The 22314-nt window shown below is 68.6% G+C and carries 22 protein-coding genes and 1 pseudogene; 12 read left to right on the top strand and 11 right to left on the bottom strand.

Going from position 1 to position 22314, the window contains the following annotated elements:
* Positions 1 to 21: 21 nt before the first annotated feature.
* From NO978_RS01025 to NO978_RS01015, 3 genes and pseudogenes are all read right to left on the bottom strand, one after another.
* Positions 22 to 1338 carry a hypothetical protein gene (locus NO978_RS01025; RefSeq protein WP_257297650.1) on the bottom strand — a complete coding sequence of 439 codons (1317 nt, stop codon included), beginning with the start codon at positions 1336 to 1338 and terminating at the stop codon, positions 22 to 24.
* 60 nt (positions 1339 to 1398) lie between these two features.
* Positions 1399 to 2697 (bottom strand): hypothetical protein, encoded by a 1299-nt coding sequence (locus NO978_RS01020; protein WP_257297649.1) that lies wholly within the window; start codon positions 2695 to 2697, stop codon positions 1399 to 1401.
* 55 nt (positions 2698 to 2752) lie between these two features.
* Positions 2753 to 3050, bottom strand: a pseudogene (locus tag NO978_RS01015) (enolase C-terminal domain-like protein); the annotation flags it as partial.
* Between the two features lie 71 nt (positions 3051 to 3121).
* Here NO978_RS01015 and NO978_RS01010 point away from each other — a divergent pair.
* Positions 3122 to 3562, top strand: coding sequence for a hypothetical protein (locus NO978_RS01010; RefSeq protein ID WP_257297648.1), 441 nt, complete (start codon positions 3122 to 3124; stop codon positions 3560 to 3562).
* Position 3563: 1 nt separating this feature from the next.
* Here the strand turns inward: NO978_RS01010 and NO978_RS01005 are convergent, their stop codons facing one another.
* Positions 3564 to 4382, bottom strand: coding sequence for an enoyl-CoA hydratase/isomerase family protein (locus NO978_RS01005; RefSeq protein WP_257297647.1), 819 nt, complete (start codon positions 4380 to 4382; stop codon positions 3564 to 3566).
* An 83-nt stretch (positions 4383 to 4465) separates the two neighbouring features.
* On the opposite strand from NO978_RS01005, the gene NO978_RS01000 reads away from it, so the two are divergent.
* Positions 4466 to 5836 carry an NAD(P)/FAD-dependent oxidoreductase gene (locus tag NO978_RS01000; protein ID WP_257297646.1) on the top strand — a complete coding sequence of 457 codons (1371 nt, stop codon included), beginning with the start codon at positions 4466 to 4468 and terminating at the stop codon, positions 5834 to 5836.
* Positions 5837 to 6155: 319 nt separating this feature from the next.
* On the opposite strand, the gene NO978_RS00995 is transcribed toward NO978_RS01000, so the two are convergent.
* The 3 genes from NO978_RS00995 to NO978_RS00985 form a co-directional block, all read right to left on the bottom strand.
* The gene (locus NO978_RS00995) at positions 6156 to 7691 is read right to left on the bottom strand and encodes an oligosaccharide flippase family protein (protein ID WP_257297645.1); all 1536 of its coding nucleotides are present in this window, start codon (positions 7689 to 7691) and stop codon (positions 6156 to 6158) included.
* Positions 7692 to 7761: 70 nt separating this feature from the next.
* Entirely contained in the window at positions 7762 to 8043 is a 282-nt protein-coding gene (locus NO978_RS00990) for a hypothetical protein (RefSeq protein WP_257297644.1), read from the bottom strand.
* 193 nt (positions 8044 to 8236) lie between these two features.
* Positions 8237 to 9346, bottom strand: a complete 1110-nt coding sequence (locus NO978_RS00985; protein ID WP_257297643.1) for an alanine--glyoxylate aminotransferase family protein — start codon at positions 9344 to 9346, stop codon at positions 8237 to 8239.
* A 188-nt stretch (positions 9347 to 9534) separates the two neighbouring features.
* Here NO978_RS00985 and NO978_RS00980 point away from each other — a divergent pair, with 188 nt between their 5' ends.
* From NO978_RS00980 to hisD, 9 genes are all read left to right on the top strand, one after another.
* Entirely contained in the window at positions 9535 to 10335 is an 801-nt protein-coding gene (locus NO978_RS00980; protein WP_257297642.1) for a GNAT family N-acetyltransferase, read from the top strand.
* Between the two features lie 225 nt (positions 10336 to 10560).
* The gene (locus NO978_RS00975) at positions 10561 to 11205 is read left to right on the top strand and encodes a CoxG family protein (protein ID WP_257297641.1); all 645 of its coding nucleotides are present in this window, start codon (positions 10561 to 10563) and stop codon (positions 11203 to 11205) included.
* On the top strand, positions 11202 to 11747 hold the full coding sequence (locus NO978_RS00970) for a (2Fe-2S)-binding protein (RefSeq protein ID WP_257297640.1): 546 nt from the start codon (positions 11202 to 11204) through the stop codon (positions 11745 to 11747). Before NO978_RS00975 ends, NO978_RS00970 begins: the two co-directional genes overlap by 4 nt.
* Positions 11744 to 14194 carry a xanthine dehydrogenase family protein molybdopterin-binding subunit gene (locus NO978_RS00965; protein WP_257297639.1) on the top strand — a complete coding sequence of 817 codons (2451 nt, stop codon included), beginning with the start codon at positions 11744 to 11746 and terminating at the stop codon, positions 14192 to 14194. The genes NO978_RS00970 and NO978_RS00965 overlap by 4 nt, the downstream gene beginning before the upstream one ends.
* Positions 14194 to 15084, top strand: coding sequence for a xanthine dehydrogenase family protein subunit M (locus NO978_RS00960; protein WP_257297638.1), 891 nt, complete (start codon positions 14194 to 14196; stop codon positions 15082 to 15084). Before NO978_RS00965 ends, NO978_RS00960 begins: the two co-directional genes overlap by 1 nt.
* A gap of 42 nt (positions 15085 to 15126) precedes the next feature.
* Positions 15127 to 16089 carry a MoxR family ATPase gene (locus NO978_RS00955; RefSeq protein ID WP_257297637.1) on the top strand — a complete coding sequence of 321 codons (963 nt, stop codon included), beginning with the start codon at positions 15127 to 15129 and terminating at the stop codon, positions 16087 to 16089.
* Positions 16086 to 17429, top strand: coding sequence for a VWA domain-containing protein (locus NO978_RS00950; RefSeq protein ID WP_257297635.1), 1344 nt, complete (start codon positions 16086 to 16088; stop codon positions 17427 to 17429). The genes NO978_RS00955 and NO978_RS00950 overlap by 4 nt, the downstream gene beginning before the upstream one ends.
* 76 nt (positions 17430 to 17505) lie before the next feature.
* A complete protein-coding gene (locus NO978_RS00945; RefSeq protein ID WP_257297633.1) occupies positions 17506 to 17715 on the top strand; it encodes a hypothetical protein in 210 nt (69 codons plus the stop codon).
* Positions 17716 to 17769: 54 nt separating this feature from the next.
* Positions 17770 to 19041: a histidinol dehydrogenase gene (hisD, locus tag NO978_RS00940; protein ID WP_257297632.1), complete on the top strand. Its 1272-nt coding sequence runs from the start codon at positions 17770 to 17772 to the stop codon at positions 19039 to 19041.
* A gap of 3 nt (positions 19042 to 19044) precedes the next feature.
* Here hisD and NO978_RS00935 read toward each other — a convergent pair whose 3' ends face one another.
* The gene (locus NO978_RS00935) at positions 19045 to 20187 is read right to left on the bottom strand and encodes a PAS domain S-box protein (protein WP_257297631.1); all 1143 of its coding nucleotides are present in this window, start codon (positions 20185 to 20187) and stop codon (positions 19045 to 19047) included.
* 95 nt (positions 20188 to 20282) lie between these two features.
* Between NO978_RS00935 and NO978_RS00930 the strand changes: the two genes are divergently transcribed.
* A complete protein-coding gene (locus NO978_RS00930) occupies positions 20283 to 20648 on the top strand; it encodes an iron-sulfur cluster assembly accessory protein (protein WP_257297630.1) in 366 nt (121 codons plus the stop codon).
* Here the strand turns inward: NO978_RS00930 and NO978_RS00925 are convergent.
* From NO978_RS00925 to NO978_RS00915, 3 genes are read right to left on the bottom strand one after another with little or no spacing between them, the layout of a single operon-like run.
* Positions 20645 to 20845: a dodecin gene (locus NO978_RS00925; RefSeq protein ID WP_257297629.1), complete on the bottom strand. Its 201-nt coding sequence runs from the start codon at positions 20843 to 20845 to the stop codon at positions 20645 to 20647. The two genes, NO978_RS00930 and NO978_RS00925, sit on opposite strands and share 4 nt — an antisense overlap.
* Positions 20846 to 20880: 35 nt before the next feature.
* On the bottom strand, positions 20881 to 21561 hold the full coding sequence (locus NO978_RS00920; RefSeq protein WP_257297628.1) for a hypothetical protein: 681 nt from the start codon (positions 21559 to 21561) through the stop codon (positions 20881 to 20883).
* Positions 21558 to 22265 carry a hypothetical protein gene (locus NO978_RS00915; protein ID WP_257297627.1) on the bottom strand — a complete coding sequence of 236 codons (708 nt, stop codon included), beginning with the start codon at positions 22263 to 22265 and terminating at the stop codon, positions 21558 to 21560. Before NO978_RS00915 ends, NO978_RS00920 begins: the two co-directional genes overlap by 4 nt.
* Positions 22266 to 22314: the final 49 nt, after the last annotated feature.

Below are 22314 nucleotides of genomic sequence, written 5' to 3'. Positions count from 1 at the left end.
ATCCGTCGCTCCCTCTCCCGGTCAGTCCACGTCGACAGCTGACTCCGGAACGGTCGATTCGGCGACGATCTGTGCCGCGTCGCCATCCGCGCTCGTCCATATCACCGTCACCTCCGCACCGGCATCGGCGTCGGCGATGTCGACGGTGATGGCGTCACCCGCCGCGAACGTCCCGTGTTCGTCCGCGAACTGGGTGTCGGCACGCGAACGGGCGACGTCCACGCGGAGGCGCTCCGCAGCGACCGCGTCACCGCCACCGTGGGCGATAGTCACCGTCCCGGCGTCCATGTCGTAGTCGAACTCGAACTCGATGACGGGAGCACCGTCCGAGTCCTCCGGGGCACCGCTCGAGAAGGGGGCGAACCGGTCGGTGGGGACCGACGCGGTGACGGTACGCACGTGCCCGTCTGCGGTCGGTTCGAACGCCTCGTACCGGTCCGTCGGGAGCTTCGACTGGACGAACGACGCGAACTGCTCGGCGGTCGGTGCCTCGCCGTCACGGAAAGTCGAGACAGCGGCGAACCCGGTCGTCGCCGCTCCGACTTCCCAGGTGAACGCGAGGCCGGTGACGCCGGGGAGAGAGTTCCGTTCCGCACCCACCACCGGCGGGCCGACCGCGCGGACGTTGCTCTCGCCTATCCTGTCGTACAGCGTCCCGTGGGTGTCACTCGTCTCCAGCAGCCTGTCAGCCTCGCCTTTCCGGGCGTCGAGAACAGTCTCGACGCTGTCACGACCGGGCTCGTCGGCTCCCTGGACGAGGACACCGTCGACCACGGCGACGGTCTCCGGCCACGCCGCGCTCGACGGCCCTCCCGCCGCAGCTGTGTCGTCGGTGCTCCTCGTCACCGTCGCCGAGTCCGGGTCGTCAGCCTCGGGTGAGTCCATCCGCGTCGTCGTCGGTGGCTCGGCGCGCCGTGAGTACAGCGGCACGTCGCCGTACGTGGCGACCTCGGACAGTCCGGCGTCGGTGAGCGCTTCGGAGAGCGCTGCATCGGAACGGTCGGTCCGGACCAGCACGACCCGCTCCTGGGCCAGCTGGACGACCTCCCGGACGTGCTCTATCTCGAGGTACTGGGCGAAGGGCCCGGTGAGAACTGTCTCGACGAGGTTACCGAACGTACTCGGCACCATCGCGTCCCGATGCTCCCCGACGGCGGCCACGTCAGCATCGTACAGGGTGACGGCGCCAGCTCGGAGCACGGACGGTGCGGGGAGCCAGCGCCGGAACTCGCTGGCCGGTGGCGCGTCGGTGGTGTCGTCGAGACAGCCCGCGAGCGCGACCGTCGCGCCGGCTGCCCCGACGCTCGCGAGTATTTCTCGTCTGGAGGGCCTTTGCATACTGTACTAAAGCAGATAAGTGCGTAAAAAACACACTGTTTCCCGGATCAGCGTAGCGACTCAGGGGACCTGTGTCTGAGCGAGAATCGAGTTGGTTTGTCCATCGCTCCAGACGAGCGCGACCTGGCTACCGCTGTCTGTGTTCGAGATGTCAACAGGGATACTGTCGCCAGCGGTGACTTCCTCGTACTCGTCGACGAACTGCGTGCTGGCTTGACCGTTGCCGACGATGAGCGTGAGGTTCGATGCCTGTATCGTGTCACCCGCCTCGTGGGTCACGGTCATGGTGTCGCTAGTGAACTCGAAGGCGAACTGCACCTGCGGGGCCGTCGTGCCCCCGCCACCCGATTCACCGGGCGTACCAGCGGCGAGGAGGTCGAACTCGTTCGTCGCGATGCTACCCGTTACGAGGACGAGATTTCCGTCGGCTGAGCTCTGGATGTTTTCGTAGTCGGATAAGCCGTCCTGCTCGCCGAAGTAGGAGGCGACTGCGGAAGGGTCACCAACCTGGTCCACGCTACCGAATGTAACTGCGAGCGTCAGGCCGGCGCTGTCGGAGCCGAACTCCCAGCCGTAGCCGAGCGCGGTCGCACCGTCAAGCGACGGGTCGCCTGATGGCGAGTCCTCGGCGCGCTCGGTGAGGACGGTGAGTTCGTCGTCACCGATAGCACCGAAAACCTGGCTCACAGCGGTCGAATTGTCTACCAAACGGCCGACCTCACCCGATCGGGCGCCGAGAACCGTCTCAACCGTGGTCGTGGCGTTCGAGCCGAAAGACTGGACGACGACGCCCTCAACGACAGCCGCGGCCGTCGGGTTTCCGTTCAATTCGCCCTCATACAGTGTCGCGTCGCCCTCGGTCCTGAATTCGGAGAGTCCGGCGTCGGTGAGTGCGGTCCCGAGCTCATCGTTGCCCATCGAGGTCTCCGCGATGACCGTGGCCGCCGTCGCAATCTGGACGACATCCCGGCGGTTCTCGGGCGGGACGATACTCGAGAGTGCCGGTCCGAGCAGAGTCTGCGAGATTTGGTCGTACGTTCCGGTGTAGAAATCACTCTCGTACTCTCGAATAGCTTCCAGATCTCCATCGTACATGACGGCCGCCTGGACGTCGAACTCGTACGCCCCATTGACCGGCACCCAGTGGCGGAGCTGATCGGCACCGACCGGCTCGCCGGAACCGCCAGTGTCCTGTGTCGTGTTCGGGTCTTCGGTTGTCGTCCCGTCTGTGGGCGGGGCCGTTCCAGTCGGTGTGTCGTCGGCGTCATCGCTCGAGTTTGACGAGCAGCCGGCGAGGGAGAACGATGCAGCGGCAGCGCCCGTCGCGGCGAGGAGACGTCGTCTGGAGGGTCTTTTCATGCCCGTGCGTTCCGTGAGTGGACGTAAAGGTCTTCTGACCTGAGCGAGCCGACAATCACCACTCCGTGACGCCACCGTCGGCACGCCGCCGGATGGGGTTGTGCCGGTCGGGCTCCCGGCTTGCGGCGACGACTGCATCCTCGTCACCTGTGACACCCAGTCCCGGCCCGTCGGGTCCCTGGATGTACCCGTCCTCGTAGTCGAACACGGACGGGGCGACAACGTAGTCGAGCAGGCAGTGTCGTTGTCGTGGATGTCGAGGCTCTGCTCCGGGATGAGCGCGTTCGCCGCGACTGCGTCCACCTGGAACAGGATGCGAGGGCGACTGGGCCGAGCGGACAGTGCGGCGCGAGACGGTCGGCTGCTGTCTCGGCGGTCACGACGGTCCGCTGCGCTCTTGTCGGGGGCGGGTGAAGCACCGTCAGTGTCACCAGAGGACCCGCGCTCTCAGGCCCCGGCCCGTGCCCGCTCACACGTCGTCGAGGACCACGCCGACCTCGTCGAAGCGGTCGCGGCGTGCGCAGACCAGGTCGCCGGGGCGTGGGAGACGCCGCCGACCGACCGTGCGGGTGTCGTCGAGCCGCTCCGGGGCGTCATGGGCGAATCGGGCGTGCTGGAGCGGCTCCCGAGTCTGCTCGCCAGCACCGTCGCGGCGGCGGGCTACGAGCTCCAGGCAAGCCCGGTCGCCGCACCGCCCTACGTCGCGGTCACGAGCGTCGGCCCCGTCTGTCGAGCGACGGTCACGGACGGCCGGCTCGTCGTGACGTTCGAGCTGTTCGAGCTGGACCGGTCCGGCGACGCCGCGACCTACCGTCGGCGCGACTGCCTGCCGGGGAAGAGCGTCGTCGTCGAACTGCGGGGCTGACCTACCGTCCCTCGAACCCGGGTTCATTGTCGCCGAAGAACGCCTCGTAGCCCGTCGCGTAGTCCTGAGTGCGGGAGAGTCGCGTGATGGTGTCCTTCTCCGCCGCGAGCTGCGCCGGCAGGTCGCGGTCCTCGCCGCGTGCGAGGAGTCGCTTGATGCTCGCGTAGGCCTTCGTCGGGCCGGACGCGAACTCCCGTGCGACTTCGTCGACGCGGTCGTCGAACCCGTCGTCGGGGACGACCTCCGTCGCGAGCCCCTCGGCGGCAGCCTCCTCGGCGGCGATGGGCTCGTCGAGCAGCGCGAACTCGCGGGCCCGCCGGTAGCCGAGGAGGCGCGGGAGGAACCAGGTGGAACCGCCGTCCCCGGAGAGACCGATGCGGGTGTAGGTGAACTCGAACCGCGCGTCCTCGTGAGCGAGGACCACGTCGGCAGCGAGTGCGAGTCCGAGACCACCGCCAGCCGCGACGCCACCCACCGCCGTCACTGTCGGCTTCGGCGCCGTCGCGAGCGTCTCGACAGCCTTGTGCAGCGGCGTCGCCACGGCGTCGAGTCGCTTGCGGTCGGTCTCGTCGCCCTCGAAGGAGCCGAGGTCGGCCCCCGAGCAGAAGGCGGGCCCGTTGCCGCCGAGGACGAGACAGCGGACGTCGTCGTCCTCTGCGAGTTCGACGACTGCGGTGCGGAGGTCCCGCGCGGTCGCCGCGTCGAGCGAGTTGTACGCATCGGGGCGGTTCAGGGTGACGCGCCCGACGCCGTCGTTCCGCTCGACGGTCACGTTGTCGGACGTTCCGGCTCCGTCTGTGTCGTCGGCTCCGTCGGTCATGTCCCGACCTGCGGGTGGCACCGTGAAAAATCCGCCGAGGCGGTTCAGGGGGTTTAATACGCCGCCATGAAACCAGTCTGGGTATGGAACACGTGGACGTAGCTATCGTGGGCGGCGGTCCAGCGGGGACCAGCGCGGCCATCGAGGCGGCATACCACGATGCCGACACTGTGGTGCTGGAGAAGGGCGTCCCGCGCGCCGACCGCGAGGGGCTCGGTCCCGACTCGACGGACGCGGCGGGGATGCTCGACTACTGGATCGACCTCATGGACCTCGACGTCTCCGAGCTGCCGGACGACGTGGTCCTGCAGGAGTTAGACGGCGTTGACTTCATCGGCCCTGCCACGACGACCCGGATGAGCAGTACGGGCATCGACTCGTCGTACGACCGGTTCGGCTTCACCTTCCAGCGCGCCCGGATGGACGACTGGCTGCGCGAGCGCGCCGAGGACGAGGGCGCACAGTACCGCGTCGGCGTCTCCGTCAGGGGCGTGGACTCCGACCTCGACGCGGAGCACCGCCACACCGTCCACCTTGCCGACGGCGATGACGTCGCCGCCCGGTACCTCGTGCTCGCCGACGGCCCGCAGCGAACCGTCACCATCCCGACGCTCGACCAGTTCCTCCCCGGTGACCGCAGCGTCACCGACGTGATGGCCTCCACGAAGGCCAACCACATCGCCTACCAGGAGCACCGGCGCGTCCCCGAGGAGGTGTTCGAGGAGAACATGCTGAAGTTCTGGTGGGGCTGGATGCCCGGCGAGACAGCCTACCCCTGGATCTTCCCGAACGACGAGAACATCGCCCGCATCGGCCTGACGATGCCCATCGGGATGACCCTCGACGACGTCGAGCATCCCGAGGGGTACCGCCTGCTCGAGCCGGACGACGACAGCCTCCCCCGCGCCGGCGAGTACATCCGTCGGCTGCTCGAGATCGAGTACGGCGACGAGTACGACATCGAGGAGGACTTCCCGCTCGTCGAGGACCGCGGCAAGTCCGGCGGCACCGAGACCTACCCCATCTCCTCGACGCGACCCATCGACTCGCCCGTCGGGGCCGGCGTCGCCGTCGCCGGCGGCGCGATGGGGACCACCTCGGCGTTCCACGAGGGCGGCTACCACGTGGCCGCGCGCTCGGGCAAGCTCGCGGGCCGCCTCGCTGCGGTCGACTCGCTCCACCGCTACAACGACGTCTGGAAGAACATCATCGGCGAGGAGCTCGTCCGGAACCTCTCCTTCGCGGACATCGTGAAGGACTACGAGCCGGACGACTGGGACCGGACGTTCGGCATCGCGAACGAACTCATGGCCGACGCGGCGAGCGAGCTCATCGAGACGAACTTCTCCGGCGGCATCGGCGGCCTGAAGCTCGTCTACCAGTACAAGAAGCGCAAGCGGAACCTCCTGAAGAACGGCTTCGTCCAGATCCGCGAGGACGAGTTCACCGTCTGAGCGTCCGACCCGCAAGACCTTACCGCGTCGCCCGGCTATCCTCGCCTGCGTGCCATTAGTCCCCGCCCGAGCCAATCCATTTCGGGAGCGATGAACTGGCGGAGAACCCAGGCACGCGACATTGCGCCGGCCGCTCTGCGGCCCGCCGACCAGGTTCACGCCGGTCGGCATCTGGCGGTGCTGGCACACTGCCCGCCCGGCACGAGGGTTTCCCGGTCGACTTGGCACGCCGCCTCGGGATGAGACCGGCCGTTAGTGTTCCGGGCGTACATCTCTACACCGAGAGTCGCGACACTGTCCCGGGTGTTTCCCGCCTGTCCTACGAACGGCGCTCGCCGACGACCGTCGTTATCGCCCGACGGTACCGGCTGGCCAGCGTCCCCACGACGAGCCGGTCGCGGTCGTTCACGCCGAGGAGCACGAGGGTGCCGACGTACGTCACGGCCCCCAGTGAGAGGCCGGCCACGACCCCACCGACCCCCGCGAGACTCTCGCGGACGAGGAACATGACCCCGGCCGTCGCGGTGCCCGCACCGAGCGGTTTGAGGAACGTCGCGTCGAACGGCCACAGTCCCTCGAAGTGCCGCAGCAGAAAGACCTGGATGCCGTTCTGGACGGCGATGGCGACGGCCGTGCCGAGTGCCGCACCGACCAGCCCGTACTCCCGGACGAACGCGAACGTCAGCAGCGTGTTCAGCACCGCCAGCAGCCAGTCCAGTCCCATCCGGGCGTACTGGTGGTCGGTCATCATCAGCAGCCAGCCCGTCGCGCCGACCGCGCTGCCGACGAGCACCCCGCCGAGGTACACCACCAGTGGGACGTAGCCGGCGGTGAAGCTCGACCCGAACACCGAGAGGATCGCCTCGCCGTAGACGAGCAGGACGACGAGGATGGGGACGACGCAGGTCACGATGAGTCGCGTCACCGCCGAGTACACCGCGTTCAGCGTCGCCATCTCGTCGTCGGCGTACAGCCCCGAGGCGACCGGCGGCAGGAGCATGTTGAACGAGAGCAGGGGAATCCACGCGAGCGACACCAGCACGAGCACGACGTTGTAGACGCCGGCCGCACTCGCGGTCAGCAGGAAGCCGACCAGCATCACGTCGACGCGGTTCTGGAACACCTTGCCGAGGCTGCTCAGCGCGATGGGGCCGGAGTGGTTGTAGAAGCGGCGGGCTTCCGACCGAATCCCCGACAGGACGGGCCGGATGCCGGTCGCAGAGACGACAACCGGGAACCCGACGAGCGCGAGGCCGGCCATCCCGAGGACGAACGCGCCGGCGACGCCGACGACCGAGGACCCGAGCAGGAGCGCGCCGACGGCCCCGACCAGCCTGACGGCGGGCCGGAGCACCCGGTTGAACAGTACCTCGCCGCGGGCCGACTGCATCGCACGGAGGATGCCGGCGTGGATGTTGACCAGTCCGACGAGCAGTATCAGGGCCGCGAACAGGCGGACGGTCGGCGGGAACTCCGGGTGCGAGACGGTCCTGCTGTTGAGCCAGTCACCGCCGAGGAACAGCCCGCCGGCGAGGACGAGGCCGACCACCACCGTCGTGAGGTAAGCCAGCGCAACCACGCGCCCCTGCCGGTCCTGGTCGTCGCTGTAGGCGGTGAGGTAGCGCTGGAGCGTCCCGACCGACCCGAAGTTCACCAGCCGGAACAGCAGCTGGGTGATGCGCCATGCGAAGGCGTAGACGCCGTAGACGACCGGGCCGAGCCCCTGTGCGAGGGCGTACTCGGTCGCAGTCGTCAGCACGCGCTGGAGGGACTGGCCGCCGGAGGTGACGACCGCGCCGTGGCCGATGGTCAGGAGCGCCTCGCGTTCGTCGTCGGGAATGTCGTCCGAGACCACTCTGTCGTCCGTGTCTCTCGATTCCGTCGGGGATAAGTCGCCTGATTCCCGGTACCGCCGTGGCCGACGGTCACCGCGGTGGCGTGTCGTGAACCCAGTGGGCAAGGTCGGCGACCACCGCTTCGGAGACGTTCCCGCCGAAGTAGAGGCTCAAGAAGCCGGTGGGCGCGGTCACGTGCTGGAAGTAGTGGTCCGCGTCCTCGTAGCGTTCGACGCGACTGTCCGCCGGGAGCGGGGCGTCCCGGACCGGCTCGACGTCCAGTTCAGGGAGGTCGAGTCGGTGGTAGTAGAGCCGGTGGAGCGCTTCCAGCCCGTTCCTGGGGGTCCGCGGTGGGCGGTCGTCGCCGGGCAACCCAGCGTCGACGAGCGTGAGGGCACCGTCGTCGACGAGCTAGACGTTCGGTCAGTCTCTGGTCCGGCAGTCGATGTGGGTCACACCGGGAGGGTGCCGGGCGGTCATCGTCCACGTGTTCGGGAGCTGCAGTTTAGTCGTTCCTGCCTCGATGCCCCGCGTTCGAACGCGGGTCGAACGGCCCAATCGCCCGTTACAGGCCGGCGACGTCCTCGATGGCGTCGGTCAGTGCGCGGATGGAGTCGACGTCGTGCTCGCCCATGTGGCCGATGCGGAACGTCTCCTCGCCGAGCTGGGAGCCGTAGCCGTTCGAGAACGCGAAGTCGTACTCCTCGCTCACCCGCTCGATGGTCGCGGCGACGTCGATGCCCTGCGTGTTCTCGATGCACGAGACGGTCTGGGACTCGTAGCCCGCCTCGGGGAAGATGTCGAAGTGCTCGTGGGCCCACTCCCGGGTGTATTCGGCCATCTCGCGGTGGCGCTCGTCGCGGGCCTCGTGGCCTTCCTCCAGCATGTACTTCATCTGCTCCCGGTAGGCGAGCATGATGGGGATGGCCGGCGTGGAGTGGGTCTGGGCCTTCCGGTCGTAGTAGTCGATGGTACGCCGGAAGCCGCCGTACCAGGACGAGGTCTCCTTCTCGACCTCGCGCTCGTAGGCGTCGTCGCTGACCGCACAGATGGCGAGTCCCGGCGGCATCGCGAACGCCTTCTGGGAGGACGCGAAGATGACGTCGATGTCGTGTTCGTCGATGTCGACGTAGTCGCCCCCGAGGGCGGAGACCGCGTCGACGACGAAGTACGTGTCCGGGTACTCCGCGACCACGTCCCCGATCTCCTCGATGGGGTTGCGGACGCCGGTGGAGGACTCGTTCATCACGGTCGCGACCACGTCGTAGTGCTTCTCGCTGGATTCGAGCTCGGCGCGGATGTCCTCGGGCTTGATCGCCTGGCCCCACTCGTACTCCAGCCGGTCGACGTCCTTGCCGAGTCGCTCGGCGACGTTGGCGTGGCGCTCGCTGAAGCTGCCACACGTCGGGACGAGGATGTTCTCGTCGACGAGGTCGAGCGTCGACGCCTCCCAGAACTCGGTTCCGGACGCCGTGAGGATGACGACGTCGTTGTCGGTGCCGAGGAACTCCTTCGTGTCCTCGACGATGGTCGTGTACAGGTCCGTCATCCGGTCCATCCGGTGGCCGAACATCGGCTGCGCCATCGCCTCGATGACGTCGTCGCGGACCTCGGTCGGACCGGGGATGTACAGAGTCTTGTCTCGGTAGTCGTCGCTGTATTCGCGTTTCTCCATGCCGGTGTCCACCTGAGTACGGCCCACTGCGCGGCGAGGTGGCATGGAACTTGTGATACCGGCTCTTGTGGTGTGGTCGCCCCGATGAGTACGACAGGGGAGGCTGGACGGGGCCTCGCCCCTCGATTCGGATCCTGGGTGACGGTGCCGGGCGAACAGCTATCCGGCAGAGCGTGCTACACGAACTCATGGGTCGCTTCGAGCAGTTCGAGCACGACCGGCGGCGACGTATCTACGACTACGTGGAGTCACAGGGCGCGGTAGAGCCGGAGACGGTCCGCCGCAACGTGCTGGTGACGCCGGAGACCAGTTCGAAACCCGCTCGCTCCGGGCCGAACCTCCCGCCGTCGACGCCGATGTCGTTCCAGGAGTTCAGGCAGCACGTCTCCGCGCTGGAGCGCGACGGCTACCTGACCGAACGCGACGGCAAGCTCAGGGTCGCGCTCCCGATGGACGAGGACGAGTCGACCGTCGAACTCGACGACGAACTCGAGGCGACCATCCGCCCGGCGAGACACGAGGACATGGGGGGCATCGTGGGGGTCGTCGAGACGATAGCGGCCGAGGACGCCTACGCGGTCGCCCGGCGGCTCGCCGACCAGGTCGCCCGCGAGGACGTACTCCTGCGGCACAACGAGAGCGGGAACCGGGTGTTCTTCGTCGCGACGGTCAACGACGAGGCCGTCGGCTGGCTCCACGTCGAAGCCATCAGCTCGCCGATGATGGACCACACCGCCGAGTTGACCGTCGGCGTGCTGGAGGAGTACCGTGGCCACGGGCTCGGCTCGACGCTCATGGAGCGCGGCCTCCACTGGGCGCGCGAACAGGATCTGCTGAAGGTCTCCCAGAGCCTGCCGGCGACGAACGAGCGAGCCATCGAGTTTCTGGAGGACGCGGGCTGGTCGGTCGAGTCGACGCGCGAGGGCCACTATCGCGTCGACGACGAACTCGTCGACGAGGTCCAGCTCGCGGTCTGGCTGGACGAGTAACGACCCGTCGCGCGCGGATGGCTGGAACCCAGCGGGTGCCACGCCGCCGAGCGTGACGACTCCGACTAAATCCTGTGAGCGTGCGACGATACCCACCCCGGACTGCCGGTACCTGTGTCTGGCGTGTCCGTGACTATCATAACCATGGTAACTGTTTTACTGTCACGGACTATCATTTGACACAGCACGGCCTGACACGGTCTGGCACGAGGTGACCACACATACATGGAATTCAGCGGGACATTCGAACTCGAAGACACCACGGTAGACGAGGTATGGCTCGCGCTCTCGGACCCGGTGCTCGTCCAGGAGTCCTTGCCGGGCTGTACCTTCCTGTTGCACGTCGAAGGCGAGGAGGCCGACTTCGACGAACTCGCCGAGCAGGCGTCGGAGCTCGACCGGGAGCTCACGAACGACCCCGAGGTCATCGCGCAGCGCGCGTTCAAGGAGGGAGAGCGCTACGCCGCGCTGATGCAGGTGAGCGTCGGCCCGGTCAACCCGACGTTCGAGACGGTCGTCACCATCGACGAGCGCGACCGGCCGCGGATGGACGCCTCCGGCGAAGGCAGTTCGGGCGACAGCTCGTTCGAGATGTCGTCGTCGATGGCGCTCTCGGAGACCGATGACGGCGACGGGGTCGCCGTCGAGTGGGAGACGCAGGCGGACGTGTTCGGGAAGGTGGCCGGGATGGGACAGCGGGTCATCAACCCCGTCGCCAACCGCATCGTCAAGCGCTTCTTCTCCTCGGTACAGGAGGAACTCCACGACCTCGGCGTGGGGGAGGTATCGACGTCCGACGGGGACGAGAGCGACGGCCGGAGCCTGGTCGACCGCGTGCTGGGCCGGTCGAAATCGACTGATTCTGAATGACTGAACACGACATCACACTCACGGTCAACGGGGCAGAGCACGACCTGACGGTCGAAGCACGGACGCTGCTGGTCCACGCGCTGCGCGACGAGCTCGGCTACACCGGCACGAACGTCGGCTGCGAGAGCAGTCTCTGCGGGGCCTGTACCGTCCGCATGGACGGGGAAGCTGTCAAGTCCTGTACCACGCTGGCGGTGCAGGCCGACGGCGCGGAGATACGGACCGTCGAGGACCTCGGCACGCGCCACGATTTCCACCCGATCCAGGAGGGATTCCAGGAGGAGCACGGCCTGCAGTGTGGCTACTGCACGCCCGGGATGATGATGACGGCGCTGGATATCCTGGAGGAGAACCCGGACCCGACACGCGAGGAGATCCGCGAGGGACTGGAGGGCAACCTCTGTCGCTGCACGGGCTACCAGAACATCGTCAACGCGGTCCAGAACGCCGCCGAGCAGATGCAGCCGGCGGCCGTCGCCGACGGCGGGGAGACCGACGACGACGGCCCGACGCCGGCGACCGACGGGGGTGAGAAGCAGTGACCGTCGACTCGCTCGACCCCGACGACGTCGACGCGGCGGACATCCTCGGTTCGGCCATCGAGCGCCGGGAGGACCCCGCGCTACTGACGGGCAACGCCGAGTACACCGACGACATCCAGATCGACGGGATGCTCCACATGGCGGTCGTCCGCAGCCAGTACGGCCACGCGAAGCTGGAGGGCGTCGACACCAGCGAGGCCGAGGCGATGGACGGGGTCCACGGCGTCTACACCTACGAGGACCTGGTCAGCGACGAGACACCCGGTGGTGGCTCCTTCGCGCTGCCGACGGCGTGGCTGCTCGACAGCCTGAAGCAGGTCGAGCACCCGGTGCTCGCGAGCGACAAGGTGCGCCATCAGGGCGACGGAATCGCGGTCGTCGTCGCAGAGGACCGCTACACGGCACGCGACGCGGCGGGCGCGGTCGACGTGGAGTACGAGCGACTCGACGCGGTCGTCCATCCGAGCGAGGCGTTCTCGGACGACGCCGAACAGCTCCACGACGACGCCGAGGACAACGTCGCCTTCGACTGGGAGATCGGCGACGCCGAGAAGACCGCCGACGCGTTCGCGGACGCGAGCCACACCGCGAGCATCGACCTGGATAACCAGCTGCTCATCGCGAACGCGATGGAGCCACGCGCCGCAGTCGCGGACTACAACCCCGGCACGGACGAGCTGGACGTCGCGATGACGACGCAGAACCCGCACGTCCACCGGCTGCTCATGGCCGGGGTCCTCGGCCACCCCGAGCACAAGCTCAGCGTGCGGGCACCCGACGTCGGCGGCGGCTTCGGGAGCAAGATTCACCACTACGCCGACGAGGCGCTCGTCGCGTGGTGCTCGATGATGCACGAGGGGCCAATCAAGTGGACCGCGACGCGCTCGGAGACGTACCTCACCGACGCACCGGGCCGGGGGCACGAGACGAAGGCCGAGATCGCGATGGACGACGACGGCAACATCGTCGGCCTGCGCGTCGACACGATGGCGAACCTGGGCGCGTACCTCTCGACGTTCGCACCCGCCGTCCCGACGTATCTGTACGGCACGCTGCTGTCGGGGCAGTACGACATCCCGGCCATCTACGGCCACGTGAAGGGTGCGTTCACGAACGTCCCGCCGGTCGACGCCTACCGCGGCGCTGGCCGACCGGAGGCCTCCTTCCTCGTCGAACGGCTCGTCCACCTGGGCGCGAAGGAGATGGGGATGGACCCCGTCGAGTTCCGCAAGCAGAACTTCGTCCCCGACGACGCGTTCCCGTACGAGACCCAGGTCGCCGTCGTCTACGACAGCGGCGAGTACACCAAGCCGATGGACGAGGCACTGGAGATGCTCGACTACGAGAACTTCCGCGAGGAGCAGGAACGGGCCCGCGACGAGGGCAAGTACCTCGGCGTCGGCTTCTCCTGCTACATCGAGGCCTGCGGGCTCGCACCCTCGGAGCTGGCCGGGCAGCTCGGCGCACAGGCCGGGCTCTGGGAGTCCAGCCTCGTCCGGATGCACCCCTCGGGCACCGTGACGGCCTACTGCGGGACCTCCGGTCACGGCCAGGGCCACGGCACGACGTACGCCCAGATCGTCGCGAACGAGCTCGGTGTCCCCTACGACAGCGTAGAGGTCGTCGAGGGCGACACCGACGAGATTCCCCAGGGGATGGGCACCTACGGTTCGCGGAGCGCGGCCGTCGGCGGCAGCTCGCTCGTCAAGAGCGCCCAGAAGGTCGTCGAGAAGGGCAAGGAGATCGCGGCTCACCAGCTCGAGGCCGACCCCGAGGACATCGAGTTCGAGAACGGCGAGTACAGCGTCGCCGGCGCCCCCGACCGGAGCATGTCGATGGCCGACGTTGCAGGAGCGGCCTACCTCGCGCACGACATCCCCGACGAGATGGAGCCAGGACTCGAGGCCACCAGCTTCTACGACCCGGACAACTTCGTGTTCCCGTTCGGCACGCACGCCGCGATCGTCGAGGTCGACCCCGACTCGGGCGAGATAGAGATCGAGCGGTACGTCGCCGTCGACGACGTCGGCAACCAGATCAACCCGAAGATCGTCGAGGGCCAGATCCACGGCGGCATCGCCCAGGGGGTCGGCCAGGCGCTCTACGAGGGCGCCGAGTACGACGACAACGCGACCCTGATGACCGGTTCGATGCAGGACTACGCGGTGCCGAAGGCGGAACACGTCCCCGAGATGGAGACCGGAGCCACGGTGACGCCGAGCCCGCACAACCCGCTCGGGGTGAAAGGCGTCGGCGAGGCCGGCACCATCGCCGCGCCACAGGCCATCGTCAACGCGGTCGCGGACGCGCTGGAGCCGTTCGGCGTGGACCACATCGACATGCCGATGGACGCTGAATCGGTGTGGAGCGCGGTACAGGCCAACGCCACCGCCGACGGCGGCGCGGAACCTGGTAGCGACGACGCGGACCACGGGGGTGAGCGCTGATGTTCCCCGACGAGTTCGACTACCACGAGGCGACGAGCGTCTCGGAGGCCATCGACCTCATGGGCGAGCACGCCGGGGCAGAGACGGAGCTGCTCGCCGGCGGCCACAGCCTGCTGCCGGCGATGAAGTCCGGGCTCTCCAGCCCCGACGTGCTCATCGACATCGGCGAGGTCGAGGAGCTGCACGGCGTCGAAGTCGACGGGGACACGCTCAGCATCGGCGCGATGACGACGTACAGCGACTTCATCGCCGAGGACGTCTCCGAGGAGCACGCGCCGGCGCTCTACCACGCCGTCCGGCAGGTCGGCGACACGCAGGTCCGCAACCGGGGGACACTCGGGGGCAACCTGGCCCACGCCGACCCCGCCTCGGACCTGCCCGGCGCGGCGCTGGCGACGGACGCGACTATCGTCGTGACCGGCCCGGACGGCGAGCGTCGGGTCTCCGCCGACGACTTCTTCTTCGGGATGTACGCGACCGACATCGGCCCCGACGAACTCGTCACGCGGGTCGAGGTGCCGTCGGCGGCCGACGCCGTCGGCGCGTACGCGAAGAAGCCGTCACCGTCGTCGGGCTACGCGATGGTCGGTGTCTGCGTGCAGGCCACGGTCGACGGCGGCACCGTGACGACCGTTCGCGTCGGTGCGAACGGCGTCATGGACCACGGCGTCCGCCTCGAGGGCGTCGAGGACGAACTCGCGGGCGAGTCGCTCGACGAGGACAGCATCGCGGCGGCCGCCGACCGCGCCAGCGAGGGCCTCGACACCGCGATGATGATGTCGGACCTGCAGGCGTCTGCGGAGTTCCGCGAACAGCTCGTCGGCACCTACACGAGGCGCGCGCTGGAGCGGGTGCTCGACCGGACCGCGACGCCGGCCGCCGCCGACTGAACCACCCGTCCCGCCGGGGACGTTTTGCTGCTGGGACCATCTATGCCATCCAGAGACGACGACACGAGCGAGACAGACGAGTTCGACGACGTGACCGAGGCCGAGATCCGGGCGGCCTTCGACGAGCAGTCGTACGTCGCGGACGACGAGATCGTGACGACGGTGCTGCTCGCGCTCCGGCTCGGCCGCCCGCTGCTCATCGAGGGCGAGCCCGGCGCGGGCAAGACCGAGCTGGCGAAGGTGCTCGCCGGCGGCTTCGACGCCGAGCTCGTCCGCCTGCAGTGCTACGAGGGCCTCGCCGCCGAGAACGCCCTGTACGAGTGGAACTACACGAAGCAGCTGCTCGCGGTGCAGGCCGGCGAGGGCGGCGTCGCCGAGGGTGCGACGAGCGACACCGACGACGAGTCCGTCTTCTCGGAGCCGTTCCTGCTCGAACGCCCGCTGCTGCAGGCGCTCCGGGGGGAGGGCCGCCGCGTCCTCCTCGTCGACGAGGTCGACAGAGCCGACGAGGCGTTCGAGGCCCTGCTGCTGGAGGTCCTTAGCGACTTCCAGGTCTCGGTGCCGGAGCTCGGCACCATCGCGGCGAGCACACCCCCGGTCGTCGTCGTCACCTCGAACCGGACGCGGCCGCTGAGTGACGCGCTCAAGCGGCGCTGTCTCTACCTGCACGTCACGCCGCCGAGCTTCGAGAAGGAACGCGAGATACTCGCCCGGAAGGTGCCCGAACTCCACGACGCCGTCGCCGCCGAGCTGTGTGGCATCGTCCGTCGCCTCCGGGAGGAACCCCTCAGGAAACCGCCGGGTGCGGCCGAGACCATCGACTGGGCCCGCGCCGTCGCCACGCTGCGGGAGAACGGCAGCGAGGGCACGCTCTCCCACGCGGAGGTCCGTCGAACCCTCGGGGCCGTCCTGAAGGAGGTCGAGGACGTCGAACGCGTGGACGACGACCTGCTCGACTCGCTGGTCGAGGCCGCCAGGGCCGCGCGGGAGGCGGCCGAGTCGTGACGGACGAAGCGCCGGCACACGGCCCGGACGTCACCGACGACCCGGGCGACATCGACGGCGAGGCGGTCGCCCGCGCCACCGAGCACGTCCGCGACGAGCTGGTCCGGTTCGCCCGTGCGCTCCGCCGGGCCGGCGCGTCGGTGCCTGCGAACGCCGCGACCACGGCTGCACGGTCGCTCGTCGTGGTCGGGTTCTCGGACGAGGACCGCGCCAGGGCGGCGACCCGTGCGACGCTCGTCACCGACCCGCGGGACGCCGACGAGTTCGAGCGCATGTTCCCCGAGTTCTGGCGACGGCTCACGGCAGGACTCGGCGAGACGGGACCGGCGGCCCGGTGGGACGACCCGCCGGAGGGCGCGCTGGCACCACTCGGGGGTGACCCGGCCGACGGCGAGGACCCCGAGGCGACGGACGAGAGCGAGAGCGCGTCGGAGTCCGACGACGACACGGAGAGCACCGTGGCCTGGCGCTCCTCGTCGCTGGCGACCCACCTCGACGACCGAGACGACGAACCGCTGGCCGTCTCGCGGTACAGCCCGACCGGGTCGCGAGCACCCGTCGAGGCGCTCCCGGGGTTCGCCGAGCACGACGAGCTGGGAGACGCCGTCGAGGAGCTGACGGTCGCGCTCGCGACGCTCCGGGGGCGGGCGTGGGACACCGCCGGCGACCGCCACACGGACGCCCGGCGCGCGCTCCGGGCCAGCGTCGGCACCGGCGGCACGGTCGTCTCGCTGCCCACCAGGGACCGCAAGCGGCGCGAGGTGCGCGCGACCTGGCTGGTTGACGTGAGTCGGTCCGTGCTGGACACGCTGGACCGTGGGTTCCTGCTCGATATTCTCGGCCGGAGCCGGACGGCGTGGCGCGACTGTCGCGTCTTCTTCTTCGACGAGGACCTGCGCGAGGTCACGTCGGCGTTCGACGACGGCACCGCCAGCGGGGCGGCCGAGGCGCTCGCCGACGCGGAGGCGGCGTGGGGTGGGGGCACCCGTATCGGTGGCTCGCTCGCGGAACTGCGCACGCGGACGCCGGACGCGGTCGACAACCGAACGGTCGTGTTCGTGGTCAGCGACGGGCTGGAGATGGGTGAGGTCGCGGCGCTGGAGCGCGAACTCGCCTGGCTCTCGGCGCGCGCCGCCGCTGTCGTCTGGTGCAATCCGCTCGCCGCCGCCCCGGGCTTCGAGCCGACCGCGCGGGGGATGGCAGCCGCGCTCCCGTTCGTCGCAGGGCCGTTCGCGTTCGCCGGCCCGGCGGACGTGGCCGAACTCGCTCGGCAGCTCCGGGCGCAGGGCACTGGCGGCCGTGTCGGCTACGAGTACGACCCGCGCCGGGAGGACGCCTGAGCGTCGGCCCCGGAAACGCGGCACCACCCGGTCGCCGTTCCAAAACGGGTTAGACGACGCGCTGCCGAGGACGGGTATGGACCGGGACCGGTACGTCACGCTCGCACTCCTCGCCTTCGGGCTCGTGCTCGTGGGGTTCGTGCTGCTGGGGTTCGGCCGCATCTTCCTCGGCTACCACACCGCACAGCTGCTCTCGGCCCCGTTCGGGCTCACGGGCTTTGCCATCGTCGTCGTGCTCTTTCTCGACGGCGTCCGGACGGTCGTCCGACGTCGTGCCGGCGACTGACCGCCCGGGGAACCGAACGCAACCGTTTTTCGCGGGCCGTCCGAACCCGTTCCCATGAACGTACGAGCAGTCGCCGACCTGGGGCCCGACGAGCGCCGCGCCGTCTTCGAGCGCGACGCGGGCGTCGACGCGGTCCGGAGCGACGTGGCCGACATCGTCGACCGGGTGCACGAGGAGGGCGACGTGGCGGTCCGGGAGTTCTGTGCGGAGTTCGACGACGTGCAGGTCGCCAATCTGGACGTGGCCGACCAGTGCGAGCGAGCGTACGAGGAGATCGACGCTGACGTGCGAGCGGCCGTCGAGACGGCGGCCGCGAACGTCCGGGAGTTCCACGAGGCGCAGGTGCCCGAAGACTGGCGCGACGACTTCGACGGCCGCGAGCTGGGCCGTCGCTTCCGGCCGCTCCAGCGCGTCGGGGTCTACGCGCCCGGCGGGACCGCCGCGTACCCGTCGTCGGTCATCATGGGGGTCGTGCCGGCCGTCGTGGCGGGCGTCGAGGACGTGGTCGTCTGTACGCCGCCGGCCGACGAGCTGAACCCGGTGACGCTCGCGGCCATCCACGTCGCCGGTGCCGACGAGGTGTACTCCGTCGGCGGCGCCCAGGCCGTCGCTGCGATGGCCTACGGCACGGAGTCCATCCCGGCGGTCCAGAAGATCGTCGGCCCCGGCAACCGGTGGGTAACCGCCGCGAAGGCAGAAGTCCAGGGCGACGTCGACATCGACTTCCTCGCCGGCCCTTCGGAGGTGCTCGTTCTCGCCGACGCAACTGCCGAGCCTGCCTTCGTCGCGGCCGACCTCGTCGCGCAGGCCGAACACGACACCGACGCCTCCGTGGTCTGCGTGACCGACGACGAGGCAGTCGCCGAGGCCATCGCCGAGGAGGTCGAGTCACAGGTCGCCGACGCCGAGCGCGAGGACGTGGCCCGTGAAGCCCTCGACAACGACGCTTCGGGCGTCCTCGTCGCGCGGTCGATGAGCGAGGCCATCCTGTTCGCCGAGGAGTACGCGGCCGAGCACCTCTCTATCCAGACCGACGACGAGGAGGCCGTCCTCGACCGTATCGACAGCGCTGGCAGCGTCTTCCTGGGACCGTACACGCCCGTCGCCGCCGGCGACTACGCCTCCGGCACGAACCACGTGCTGCCGACCGGCGGCGGCGCGAAGCGCCACGGCGGACTCTCCGTCGACCACTTCCTCCGCTCGACGACGGTCCAGCGACTCGACCGCGACGCGCTCGACGACCTCTCGTCCACGGTCACGACGCTCGCCGACGCGGAAGGGCTGGGCGCACACGCCGACAGCGTTCGTCGTCGGTTCGAGGAGTAGGAGCTACTCGTCCGCGTCCATAGCGACACCGATACCACAGATTCCGATCGGGTCGCCGCCGTCGTCGGTGAGCAGGGACGCACTGATGCGTCGCGGCTCGAGTTCGCCCGACTTCTTCTTTATCCGTGCCTCGTAGGTCACCGTCTCACCATCGAGTACCCGTTCGACGACGGACTCCACCTTGGGAACGTCCGCCGCGGCGAACATCTCGTCGATCCCGATGTCCCGGAGCTCCTCGGCCGAGTAGCCGGTCACCTCCTCCAGCTTGTGGTTCCAGCGCCAGCCCGAGCCGTCGATGTTCGCGACGTAGAAGACGTGCGGGAGGGCGTCGAGCGCGGCGTCGAACAGCTCCTGCTCCTCGCTGAGTCGTCGCTCGGCCTCGACGCGCTCGGTCACGTCGCGCGTGTTGATAACGAGGCCCTCGATGGCTGGGTCGTCGAGCCGGTTCGTTCCTCTGGACTCCATGTATCGCCAGCTCCCGTCGGCGTGGCGCAGCCGGTAGCTGACCGACGGCGTCGCACCCGGGTCCTCGGTCATGCGCTCGAACGCGTCGACCACGTCCGACCGGTCTTCGGGGTGGGCGAACCCGTACGACAGTTCGCCGACGAAGACCTCCGGCTCGTAGTCCAGGACATCGCGCGTCGCCGGGCTCACGTACTTGAAAACACCGTCTTCGTCGATGATGGCGACGAGGTCGGAAGAGTGTTCGATGAGTGCCCGGTAGCGGTTCTGGGTGTGGTTGCGCTCTCGTTCGGCCCGTCGCTTCGCGACCGCGTTCTCGATGCGATTCGCGAGGACGCTGTACTGGTCGGTGCCCGTACCTTTCTGGAGGTACTCGGTCGCACCGGCAGAGAGCGCCCGACTCGCGATCTCCTCGCTCCCCTTGCCGGTGAACAGCACGAACGGGAGGTCCGGCTCCGTCTCCCTGACCGTCTCCAGCAGATCGAGCCCGTCCATGTCGGGCATCTCGTAGTCACTCACGATGCAGTCGATACGTCCATTCTCCTGCAGGCACGTCAGCGCGCCGGAGACGGAGCCGGCGCTTTCGACGGTTATGTCCTCCCCCTCCCGTTCCAACATCGTCTTCGTCAACCCCAGCAACGCCTCGTCGTCGTCTACGTGGAGGACACGGATGGTCCTCGACATCTACTGACGAGAGCAGGGGAAGTAGCTTCAAACTACCGGCGGAACGACCCCCGTGTGCAACAGGGTTAACATCCCACGGTACCGTACGGGAACGTATGAGCACGGGCACCGCAGACGGGGAGACCACCCCACGAATCGAAGTGACAGAGACGGCCGCCGACGAGGCCCTCTCGTTGCTCGACGGCGAGGGGCTCGACACCGACGAGTCGGGCCTTCGGCTGTTCGTCCAGCAGGGCGGCTGCGCCGGCCTCTCCTACGGGATGCGGTTCGACGACGAGCCGGAGCCGGACGACACCATCTACGAACACCACGGGCTGCGCGTCTTCGTCGACCCGTCGAGCCTGAACTACGTCGAGGGCAGTGTCCTCGACTTCGAGGGCGGCCTTCAGGGCGCCGGCTTCCACGTCGAGAACCCGAACGTGGTGTCGGAGTGTGGCTGCGGCGAGTCGTTCAGAACCTAGCCGTCCAGTTCGAACGCGACCGTCACCTCCGCCTGGTACTCTCGTTCCGGCGCCGACGCGAGCTCGACGCCGAGTTCCTCAACCTCGACCCAGTGGACGTTGTCTATCGTGTCCTGCGCGCGGTCGATGGCGTCGTCCGCGGCATCCTCGAAACTCTCCGAACTCGTCCCGATGAGCGTGATCTTCTTGAACACCATATCCGTGTGATAGCACGGAGCATACTGACTTAAAGCTACGTCGCGCCGCCGGCCGAATCGTCGTCGCGACCGTCGAGTCTGTCACGCAACATGCCCGCCACGTCGGAGAGGTAGGCCTGCCCCCAGACCGCGACGATGAGCCCGCCCGCGGTGTTGAACAGCAGGTCGAGCATCGTGTCCTCGACGCCGAACTGGACGAGGAAGCCCTCGCTCCCGAGCAACTCGGTGACGACGCCGATACTGAACTCCACCAGCTCCCAGACGACGCCGAACGCCATCACGAACGAGAGGATGAACACGAACATGAGCCGCGACGGGATGTCGATGCCGGGGTTGTGCTCGTCGAGCGCTCGGACGGTGATGTAGCCGGCCGCCGCGACGACGGACGAGGAGAGCGCGTGGGTCATGTGGTCCCACCAGGTGGTGTTCCGGTAGGGCGTTCCCACCGTGCCGGGAATGCCGACCGTCCCGAACGCGTGGAGGAACGCTGCGGTGGTGATCCAAAGCGTGAGCCCGGCGTCGAGCGGCATACCGTAGTCGCGTTCCAGCACGGCCGGGAGCTGGGTGACGGCGAGCGCGACGAGCGTGTTGACGACGATGCCCAGGTTCCCTCGCTCGATGCCGACGAACAGCAGCCCGACCAGCGTGATCTGCATGAACCGGGTGACGCGACGCTGGAACGCCTCGTCGATACCGAGTCTGTCCCGGAGTCTCACTTCTCGCCCACCTCGAGGTCGAACTGTTCGCCGAGCTCCTCGGAGACCTCGTCGGCCATCGCGAGCGACCGTCGCGCGGTGTGATTGCGCCGCCGGAAGTACCCCTCGAACGTGACGCCGGCGAGGAGGCCCGCCGCGGCGGAGTAGACGAACTCGAACATCAGCGGGTCGAGCTCCGAGTAGAACGCCGTCCCGATGTAGATGTGTGCGAGCCAGCGGACGACCGCCCAGACGCCCGCGGCGGCGAGCGTCAGCACCACGACCGTGAGCACGGCGAAGCCGGACGTGAGCTTGACCGGCGTGAACACGTGCAGCTCGACGACGACGATGAGCGCGAAGGCAGCCACCGCGACGTAGGCGGCGGTGCTCGACACCGGCGAAGCGGAGAGGAACTCCTGAACCCCGGGCATCGTCGCGAGGACGAGGTCGTTCACCAGTCCCCGGACCAGCGCGGTCCGTCCGAGGACGGGCAACGCAGCCAGCAGCAACACCTCCCATGGCAGCATCACGAGCCGGCGCCTGTATTTCACCGGTGGGATGACCGCGACGGCGGCCACCGCCAGCGCGAACACCGTCCAGAGCCAGTCGCCGAGGACTACCTCCTCGACGGCCGCCAGGACGACGATGGCGACGAGAACCCACGAGACGACGGCGTTCAGCCGGTGCTCCTCGAACAGTTTTCCCAGGTCCCGTCGTTCGGCCATACGACACCCCGAGGGGCCGGAGGTACAAGAGTCTGTTTTCGTGGAATCC

The sequence above is a fragment of the Haloarchaeobius sp. FL176 genome (genome assembly GCF_024609245.1).
Classification (GTDB): Archaea; Halobacteriota; Halobacteria; order Halobacteriales; family Natrialbaceae; genus Haloarchaeobius.
This window is presented reverse-complemented; position numbering and strand designations above follow the sequence as displayed.